Raw genomic sequence first — 8,589 nt, forward strand, 5'->3', positions numbered from 1 at the left:
ATGAGCCAGCAGCCCGCCGAGGTCCCGGTCCAGCCCTCCGCCACGTCGCCCGCGAAGAACGCCAGGACGTCGGAGAAGACGCCCTCGAAGACGCCCTCCAAGACGCCCGCGAAGCCGTCCGCGAAGAGCGCCCGGGACGGGGAGGCGACCACGCAGAACGCGCAGCCCACCGTCGGTTCGATAGCCGCACACCGCCCCCACACGGTCAACCCCGACCGGGGCCGGGACCTCGACCCCGACCTGGACGCCGACCTCGACACCTACGAGGACGACAGCGCGGGCGGGGAGCTCCCCCAGGGCCGCTTCCTCGACCGCGAGCGCAGCTGGCTCGCGTTCAACGAACGCGTCCTCGAACTGGCCGAGGACCCGAACACCCCCCTCCTCGAACGGGCTAACTTCCTCGCGATCTTCGCGTCCAACCTCGACGAGTTCTTCATGGTGCGCGTGGCCGGCCTCAAGCGCCGGATCGCCACCGGCGTCGCCACCCGCTCCGCCTCCGGCCTGCAGCCCCGCGAGGTCCTTGAGCTGATCTGGACCCGCTCGCGCGAGCTCATGGCCCGGCACGCCGCCTGCTACCAGCAGGACGTCGCCCCGGCCCTCGCCGACGAGGGCATCCACCTCATCCGCTGGCCCGAGCTCACCGAGAAGGAGCAGGCGCGCCTCTTCACCCTGTTCCGGCAGCAGATCTTCCCGGTCCTCACCCCGCTGGCGGTGGACCCCGCGCACCCCTTCCCGTACATCTCCGGCCTCTCCCTGAACCTGGCCGTGGTCGTACGCAACCCGGTCAGCGGCCACCGCCACTTCGCCCGGGTCAAGGTGCCCCCGCTGCTCTCGCGCTTCCTCGAGGCCTCCCCGGAGCGGTACGTCCCGCTGGAGGACGTCATCGCCGCGCACCTGGAAGAGCTCTTCCCCGGTATGGAGGTGCTGGCCCACCACATGTTCCGGGTGACCCGGAACGAGGACCTGGAGGTCGAGGAGGACGACACCGAGAACCTGCTCCAGGCCCTGGAGAAGGAGCTGCTGCGCCGCCGCTTCGGCCCGCCGGTCCGCCTGGAGGTCGAGGAGTCCATCGACCCGTACGTCCTCGACCTGCTGGTGCGCGAGCTGAAGGTCTCCGACGCCGAGGTCTACCCGCTGCCCGGCCCGCTCGACCTCACCGGCCTCTTCGGCATCGCCTCGCTTGACCGGCCCGAGCTGAAGTACCCCAAGTTCGTCGCCGGCACCCACCGGGACCTCGCCGAGGTCGAGTCGGCCTCCGCGCCCGACATCTTCATGGCGCTGCGCGAGCGGGACGTCCTGCTGCACCACCCGTACGACTCCTTCTCCACCTCCGTCCAGGCCTTCCTGGAGCAGGCCGCCGCCGACCCGGACGTCCTCGCGATCAAGCAGACGCTGTACCGGACCTCCGGCAAGTCGCCGATAGTCGACGCCCTGATCGACGCCGCCGAGAGCGGCAAGCAGGTCCTGGTCCTCGTCGAGATCAAGGCCCGCTTCGACGAGCAGGCCAACATCAAGTGGGCGCGCAAGCTGGAGGAGGCCGGCTGCCACGTCGTCTACGGGCTCGTCGGCCTGAAGACGCACTGCAAGCTGTCGCTCGTCGTCCGGCAGGAGGGTGAGCTGCTGCGCCGGTACTCGCACGTCGGCACCGGCAACTACCACCCCAAGACGGCCCGGCTCTACGAGGACCTCGGCCTGCTCACCGCCGACCCGCAGGTCGGCGCCGACCTCTCCGACCTGTTCAACCGGCTCTCCGGCTACTCCCGCCGCGAGACGTACCGCCGGCTGCTCACCGCCCCGAAGTCCCTGCGGGACGGGCTGGTCTCCCGGATCCACCAGGAGATCACCCACCACCGCGCGGGCCGGCCCGCCTACGTCCGGATCAAGGTCAACTCGATGGTCGACGAGGCCATCATCGACGCCTGCTACCGGGCCTCCCAGGCGGGCGTCCCGGTCGACATCTGGGTCCGCGGCATCTGCGCGATCCGCCCGGGCGTCGCCGGCCTCTCCGAGAACATCCGGGTCCGCTCGATCCTCGGCCGCTTCCTGGAGCACTCCCGGGTCTTCGCCTTCGGCAACGGCGGCGAACCGGAGGTCTGGCTGGGCAGCGCCGACATGATGCACCGCAACCTCGACCGGCGCATCGAGGCCCTGGTCCGGGTCTCCGACCCGGCCCACCGGGCGGCCCTGAGCCGGCTCCTGGAGACCGGGATGTCCGACACCACCTCCTCCTGGCACCTCGGCCCGGACGGGAACTGGACGCGGCACGCGACCGACCCCGACGGCCAGCCGCTGCGGCACGTGCAGGAGATGCTCATCGACGCGCGGAGGCGCCGGCGTGCACAACCCTGACCACCTTTCCGCCACCGCGGGCGTCACGGCGGGAGAGGTCCTCTCCCCCTACCTCCAGGCGCGGGCCGGAGACTTCCTGCGCGCCCTGCGCCTGCACACGGAGAGCGGCGCGGACACGGGCGGCGCCGAGGAGGCCGCCCGGTCCCTTCGGGCCGCGGCCCGCCGCATCGGCGGGACGCTGCACACCTTCCGCCCGCTCCTCGACGCCCCCTGGGCCGACCAGCTGCGCACGGAGCTGGCCTGGCTGTCCGGGACGCTCGCCCTGGAGCACGCCTGCACCGCCCGGCTCGTCCGGCTGGTGGACGCGCTGTCCCGCCTGTCGAACAGCGGGCACGGCCCCGCCGGGCCCGTGCCCGCCGCGCGCGGCGCCGAGAACACCGGCCTGACGGTCGGCGCCGCCCGGGCCGGCGCCCTGCTCGAACGCCAGCTCACCCTGGCCCGCACCCGCGCCCACTCGGCTGCGCTCCAGGCGCTGGGCTCCTCCCGCTTCCACGCGGTCGCGGACTCGGTCGCGCTCCTCGCCTCCGAGGTGCCGCTGGGACCGGCGGGGGCGGCCGACGCCCTGGAGGTGCTCGACGCGCCGGCCGCCGTCGTCGAGCGTCGCCTGCTGGACGCCGTCTCCGGTCTGCCGCTGGCCCGCGCGGCCCACCCGTACAACGCCGACGCCCTCGCCCTGGCGGCCGGCGAGACCCAGGACGCGCCCTGGCACCAGACGCGGCTGCTGCTGCGGCTGCACCGGTACGCCGGCGAGGTCCTGACCGGTGACGCCGCCCCCGACCCGGTGCTCGGCGAGGCCGGCAGGGCCCTGGACCGCCACCGCGACGCCTCCGAGGCGGCCGCCGCCGCCGCGGCTGCCGCCCGCACGCCCCGTATCGCCCCGGCCACCGCGTACGCGCTGGGCGTCCTCCACGCGGACCAGCGCCACGAGGTCGAAGCCTCCCGCTTCGCCTTCCAGCGCGCCTGGCAGCACGCCACGGCGTCCGTCCCGTGATCCGCGCGGCGGGGTGCGTCCTGTGGCGCCCCGCACCCACGGGCAGGGGCATCGAGATCGCGCTGGTCCACCGCCCCAAGTACGACGACTGGTCGCACCCGAAGGGCAAGCTGAAGCGCGGCGAGTCGGCCGAGGAGGCCGCGCTGCGGGAGGTACGGGAGGAGACGGGCCACGCCTGCGCCCTGGGCCCGCGCCTCCCCACGGCCCGCTATCTGGCGAACGGCCGCCCGAAGGTGGTCACGTACTGGTCGGCCCGCGCCCTGGACGGCGCGTTCGTCCCCTCGACGGAGGTCGACCGGATGGTCTGGCTCCCCCCGGAGGCCGCCCGCCTCCGCCTGACCCAGCCACGCGACCGTGAACTCCTGGACGCGGCCCTCGACTGAAAGCCGCGCGCCGACCCCGGCCTCGCGGAAGCCCGGCGCCGACCCCGGCCTCGCGGAGCCCGGCGCCGACCCCAGCCTCGCTGAAGCCCAGCGCCGACCCCAGCCCCGGCCCCGGCTGAAAGCTCGCGCCGGCACCCGGCCCCCGGCCGCGTCCCTTCCCCGCCACGCCCCGCACCCGCCCCGTTCCCCCCGCACGCCGCCGCGGGTGCACCCTGGGTAGGAGACGCCCCTCCCCCGCCCACCCGAGGCCCCCGCACCGCGCCTTCCGGCACGGTTCACTTTCCGTTCACCCTCCCCCGTCGACGGCTTCACCTGTTCTGCCTAATTTCGGCCGTACAAGGTGCAGAGGCGCAGCGCTGCACCCACCACCCCGACACACACCGCCGTACAACGTTCAGGACACCCGGTCCGCGGCTGGCGGCTTCTGGAAGGAACACCCGAAAGTGAAGCTTTCGCGCATGAACGGGCTTCGCGCCTCCGCGATCGGTGCCCTCGTCGTCTCGGGCGCCCTCGTCCTCTCGGCGTGTGGCTCGGACAACAACAGCGGTACGCCGGCGAACGGCGAGAAGACCTCGGCCGCCGCGTCGAACATCAAGTGCGACGGCGCCAAGGGCCAGCTCCTCGCCGCGGGCTCCTCCGCGCAGAAGAACGCCATGGACCTCTGGGTCAAGAACTTCCAGGCCGCGTGCTCCGGCGTCGAGGTCAACTACCAGGCCATCGGCTCCGGCGGCGGTATCACCAAGTTCAACCAGGGCCAGGTCGCCTTCGCGGGCTCCGACTCCGCGCTCAAGGAGGAAGAGGTCGCCGAGTCGGCGAAGATCTGCAAGACCGGCAAGGGCATCAACCTGCCGATGGTCGGTGGCCCCGTCGCCATCGGTTACAAGCTGGACGGCGTGGACAACCTGGTCCTGGACGCCTCCACGATCGCCAAGATCTTCAACACCGAGATCAAGAAGTGGAACGACCCGGCGATCGCCAAGCTGAACCCGGGCGTCAAGCTGCCGGACACCAACATCCAGGCGTTCCACCGCTCCGACGAGTCGGGCACCACCCAGAACCTGGGCAAGTACCTCTCCGAGGCCGCCCCGGCCGACTGGAAGCACGACCCGAAGACGAAGTCGTGGCCCGCCCCGGGCGGCCAGGCCGCCAACGGCTCCTCCGGTGTCGCCACCGCGGTCAAGGACGCCGAGGGCTCCATCGGCTACTTCGAGCTCTCCTACGCGACCGCCAGCAAGATCTCCACCGTCAAGCTGAACACCGGCGCCTCCGCCCCGGTCGAGGCCACCCCGGAGAACGCCTCCAAGGCCATCGCCGCCGCGAAGGTCAAGGGCACCGGCTCCGACATGGCCCTCTCCCTCGACTACGCCACCAAGGCCGAGGGCGCCTACCCGCTGATCCTCGTCACCTACGAGATCGCCTGCGACAAGGGCAACAAGGCGGAGACCCTGCCGACCCTGAAGGCGTTCCTCAACTACACCGTCAGCGAGGAGGGCCAGAAGGTCCTCTCCGACGCCGGTTACGCCCCGCTCCCGGCCGACATCGCGACCAAGGTCCGCGAGATCGTCCCGACCCTGTCCTGATCCCCGGCCGGGCCCGGTCCGTCGCTCCACGGCGACGGACCGGCCCCGGCATCCGGTGCACCGCCGCCAGGAACCGTACGCGGGTACGGCTCCGCAGACCGGAGAGACCGATGGTTACGACAACCACACCACCCATACGAAAGAGCCGGCGCGCCAAGGGCGCGAGCCGCCCGGGAGACCGGGTCTTCCTCGGACTGTCCCGGGGATCCGGCATCACCCTCCTGGTGATCATGGCCGCCATCGCCGGCTTCCTCACCTACCGCGCGGTCCTCGCGGTCTCCAAGGACTCCACGAACTTCTTCACCACCTTCGAGTGGAACCCCGCGGGCGACCCGCCGGTGTTCGGCATCGCGGTCCTCGCCTTCGGCACGGTCGTGTCCTCGGTCATCGCGATGGCCATCGCCGTGCCGGTCGCGATCGGCATCGCGCTGTTCATCTCGCACTACGCCCCGCGCAAGCTGGCCAAGCCGCTCGCGTACGTGGTCGACCTGCTCGCCGCCGTCCCCAGCATCATCTACGGCCTGTGGGGCGCGATCTTCCTGGTCCCGTACCTGGCCGGCCTGAACCTCTGGCTCGACCAGTACCTGGGCTGGACGTACATCTTCGACAAGTCCAGCGACGGCGTCGCCCGCTCCCTCTTCACCGTGGGCATCCTGCTGGCGATCATGATCCTCCCGATCATCACCAACGTGACCCGCGAGGTCTTCCTCCAGGTCCCGAAGATGCACGAAGAGGCCGCCCTCGCCCTCGGCGCCACGCGCTGGGAGGTCATCCGGATGTCGGTCCTCCCCTTCGGGCGTTCGGGCATCATCTCCGCCTCGATGCTGGGCCTCGGCCGCGCGCTCGGCGAGACGATGGCCGTGGCCGTCGTCCTCTCCCCGAGCTTCCTCATCTCGGGCCACCTGCTCGACCCGGGCGGCGGCACCTTCGCCCAGAACATCGCCGCGAAGTTCAACGAGGCCAACGAGTTCGGCCGTGACGCGCTGATCGCCTCCGGTCTCGTCCTCTTCGTCATCACCCTGCTGGTCAACGGCGCGGCCCGGTGGATCATCGCCCGCCGCAAGGAGTACTCGGGGGCCAACGCATGAGCCACCACGCCATACAGGATCGGCCGCCCGTGCGGAAGGGCATCGTCAAGCACGACCCGCTCCAGCACGCCAGGCTCCCCCGCTGGACCCCGCTCGCCACCGCCATAGGGTCGATCGCCGCCGCTGTCGGCCTCGGTCTCGCGGCCGGCTGGCACAGCCGCATCCAGTGGGGCCTGATCGCCGCACTGTTCTTCGTCCTCGCGACGTACGCGATCACCTCCAAGGTCGAGGGCAGCCGCCAGGCCAAGGACCGGGTCGCGACCAGCCTCGTCTGGGTCTGCTTCATCCTGGCCGTCATCCCGCTGCTCTCCCTCGCCTGGGTGACGATCAGCAAGGGCATGGAAGTACTCGACCCGTACTTCCTCACCCACTCGATGAACGGCATCCTCGACGCCGAGGCCGGCGGCGGTGTCTACCACGCGCTGCTGGGCACGATCGAGCAGGTCCTCATCGCGACCCTCATCGCAGCGCCGATCGGCCTGCTGACCGCGATCTACCTGGTCGAGTACGGCAGCGGGAAGCTCTCCCAGGCCGTCACCTTCTTCGTCGACGTCATGACGGGCATCCCGTCGATCGTCGCGGGCCTCTTCATCCTCGCCACCTGGAATCTGATGCTGGGCTTCGGGCCCTCCGGATTCGCCGGCGCGATGGCCCTCGCGATCCTGATGATGCCGGTCGTGGTCCGCTCCACCGAGGAGATGCTCAAGCTCGTCCCGAACGAGCTGCGCGAGGCCTCCCTCGCGCTCGGCATCCCGAAGTGGCGCACGATCCTGAAGGTGGTCCTGCCCACCGCGATCGGCGGCATCACCACGGGCGTCATGCTCGCGGTCGCCCGCATCACCGGTGAGACGGCCCCCGTCCTGCTCCTCGTGTTCGGTACGAAGCTGATCAACCCGAACCCCTTCGAAGGCGCCCAGTCCTCGCTGCCGCTCTACGTGTACGAGCAGTACGCGGTCGGCACCGACGCCGCCGTGTCCCGTGCCTGGGCCGCCGCGCTCGTCCTGATCGCCTTCGTCATGATCCTCAACCTGGTGGCCCGCGGCATCGCCCGCTGGAAGGCCCCCAAGTCCAGCCGCTGACCGCGGCCACCCCCTGGAAGTGAATTGATATGGCCAAGCGAATCGACGTCAGCGGCCTCTCCGCCTACTACGGCGCCCACAAGGCGATCGACGACATCTCCATGACCGTCGAGCCCCGCTCGGTGACGGCCTTCATCGGCCCCTCCGGCTGCGGCAAGTCCACGTTCCTGCGCACCCTGAACCGTATGCACGAGGTCACCCCCGGTGGCCGCGTCGAGGGCAAGGTCCTCCTGGACGACCAGGACCTGTACGGCGCCGGGGTCGACCCGGTCGCCGTGCGCCGCACGGTCGGCATGGTGTTCCAGCGCCCGAACCCGTTCCCCACCATGTCGATCTTCGACAACGTGGCGGCGGGCCTGCGGCTGAACGGCTCGTACAAGAAGTCCCAGCTCAACGAGGTCGTCGAGCGCTCCCTCAAGGGCGCGAACCTCTGGAACGAGGTCAAGGACCGCCTGAACAAGCCGGGCTCCGGCCTCTCCGGCGGTCAGCAGCAGCGTCTGTGCATCGCCCGCGCGATCGCGGTCGAGCCCGACGTCCTGCTGATGGACGAGCCCTGCTCGGCCCTGGACCCGATCTCGACGCTGGCGATCGAGGACCTGATCGGCGAGCTGAAGGAGCGCTTCACGATCGTCATCGTGACGCACAACATGCAGCAGGCCGCCCGCGTCTCGGACCGTACGGCGTTCTTCAACCTGGCGGCCGTGGGCCAGCCCGGCAAGCTGATCGAGCTGGACGACACCGAGCGCATCTTCTCCAACCCGAGCGTCCAGGCGACCGAGGACTACATCTCCGGCCGCTTCGGATAGCCCCCAGACCATGCGGCTCTGCCGCGTGGCGTCCTGCGGTGCTGCATGGCGGTGCCACCGCAGACGAAAGGGCCCGGCTCCCCCACAGGGGAGCCGGGCCCGACCATGTGCCGTCGGCGGTCAGCCGAAGAAGAGCTGGACCACGTAGAAACTGAGCACCGCCACGATCGCCGCAGCCGGCATCGTGATACTGCATTCCCCCGGGGGATAACCCCCGGACCCTCAGCAGCACCCCGCGTGCCGGCCGTCAGCCGAAGAAGAGCTGGACCACGTAGAAACTGAGCGCCGCCACGATCGCCGCAGCCGGCATCGT

General features: G+C 71.0%; 7 protein-coding genes. All 7 read left to right on the forward strand.

The features are described 5' to 3' along the window. On the forward strand, nt 1–2,349 hold the full coding sequence (locus tag M5362_RS28060; protein WP_260230589.1) for an RNA degradosome polyphosphate kinase: 2,349 nt from the start codon (nt 1–3) through the stop codon (nt 2,347–2,349). Then, complete coding sequence (locus tag M5362_RS28065; protein WP_260230590.1) at nt 2,336–3,340, forward strand: CHAD domain-containing protein; 1,005 nt, start codon at nt 2,336–2,338, stop codon at nt 3,338–3,340. The genes M5362_RS28060 and M5362_RS28065 overlap by 14 nt, the downstream gene beginning before the upstream one ends. Then, nucleotides 3,337–3,723, forward strand: coding sequence for an NUDIX hydrolase (locus M5362_RS28070; RefSeq protein ID WP_260230591.1), 387 nt, complete (start codon nt 3,337–3,339; stop codon nt 3,721–3,723). The genes M5362_RS28065 and M5362_RS28070 overlap by 4 nt, the downstream gene beginning before the upstream one ends. Before the next feature lie 443 nt (nt 3,724–4,166). Further along, on the forward strand, nt 4,167–5,303 hold the full coding sequence (gene pstS, locus M5362_RS28075) for a phosphate ABC transporter substrate-binding protein PstS (RefSeq protein WP_260230592.1): 1,137 nt from the start codon (nt 4,167–4,169) through the stop codon (nt 5,301–5,303). Nucleotides 5,304–5,413: 110 nt separating this feature from the next. After that, a complete protein-coding gene (gene pstC, locus M5362_RS28080; RefSeq protein WP_260230593.1) occupies nt 5,414–6,391 on the forward strand; it encodes a phosphate ABC transporter permease subunit PstC in 978 nt (325 codons plus the stop codon). Continuing rightward, a complete protein-coding gene (pstA, locus tag M5362_RS28085) occupies nt 6,388–7,470 on the forward strand; it encodes a phosphate ABC transporter permease PstA (protein WP_260230594.1) in 1,083 nt (360 codons plus the stop codon). Before pstC ends, pstA begins: the two co-directional genes overlap by 4 nt. 29 nt (nt 7,471–7,499) lie before the next feature. Further along, on the forward strand, nt 7,500–8,276 hold the full coding sequence (gene pstB / locus M5362_RS28090) for a phosphate ABC transporter ATP-binding protein PstB (RefSeq protein ID WP_260230595.1): 777 nt from the start codon (nt 7,500–7,502) through the stop codon (nt 8,274–8,276). The last annotated feature ends 313 nt before the right edge of the window (nt 8,277–8,589 follow it).

The organism is Streptomyces sp. Je 1-79, assembly GCF_025195125.1.
Classification (GTDB): Bacteria; Actinomycetota; Actinomycetes; order Streptomycetales; family Streptomycetaceae; genus Streptomyces.

Excerpts from the sequence above, each read along its gene's own strand:
- M5362_RS28060 (WP_260230589.1), top strand. The coding sequence starts at position 1 with ATGAGCCAGCAGCCCGCCGAGGTCCCGGTCCAGCCCTCCGCCACGTCG.
- pstC (WP_260230593.1), top strand. The coding sequence starts at position 5,414 with ATGGTTACGACAACCACACCACCCATACGAAAGAGCCGGCGCGCCAAG.
- pstA (WP_260230594.1), top strand. The coding sequence starts at position 6,388 with ATGAGCCACCACGCCATACAGGATCGGCCGCCCGTGCGGAAGGGCATC.
- pstB (WP_260230595.1), top strand. The coding sequence starts at position 7,500 with ATGGCCAAGCGAATCGACGTCAGCGGCCTCTCCGCCTACTACGGCGCC.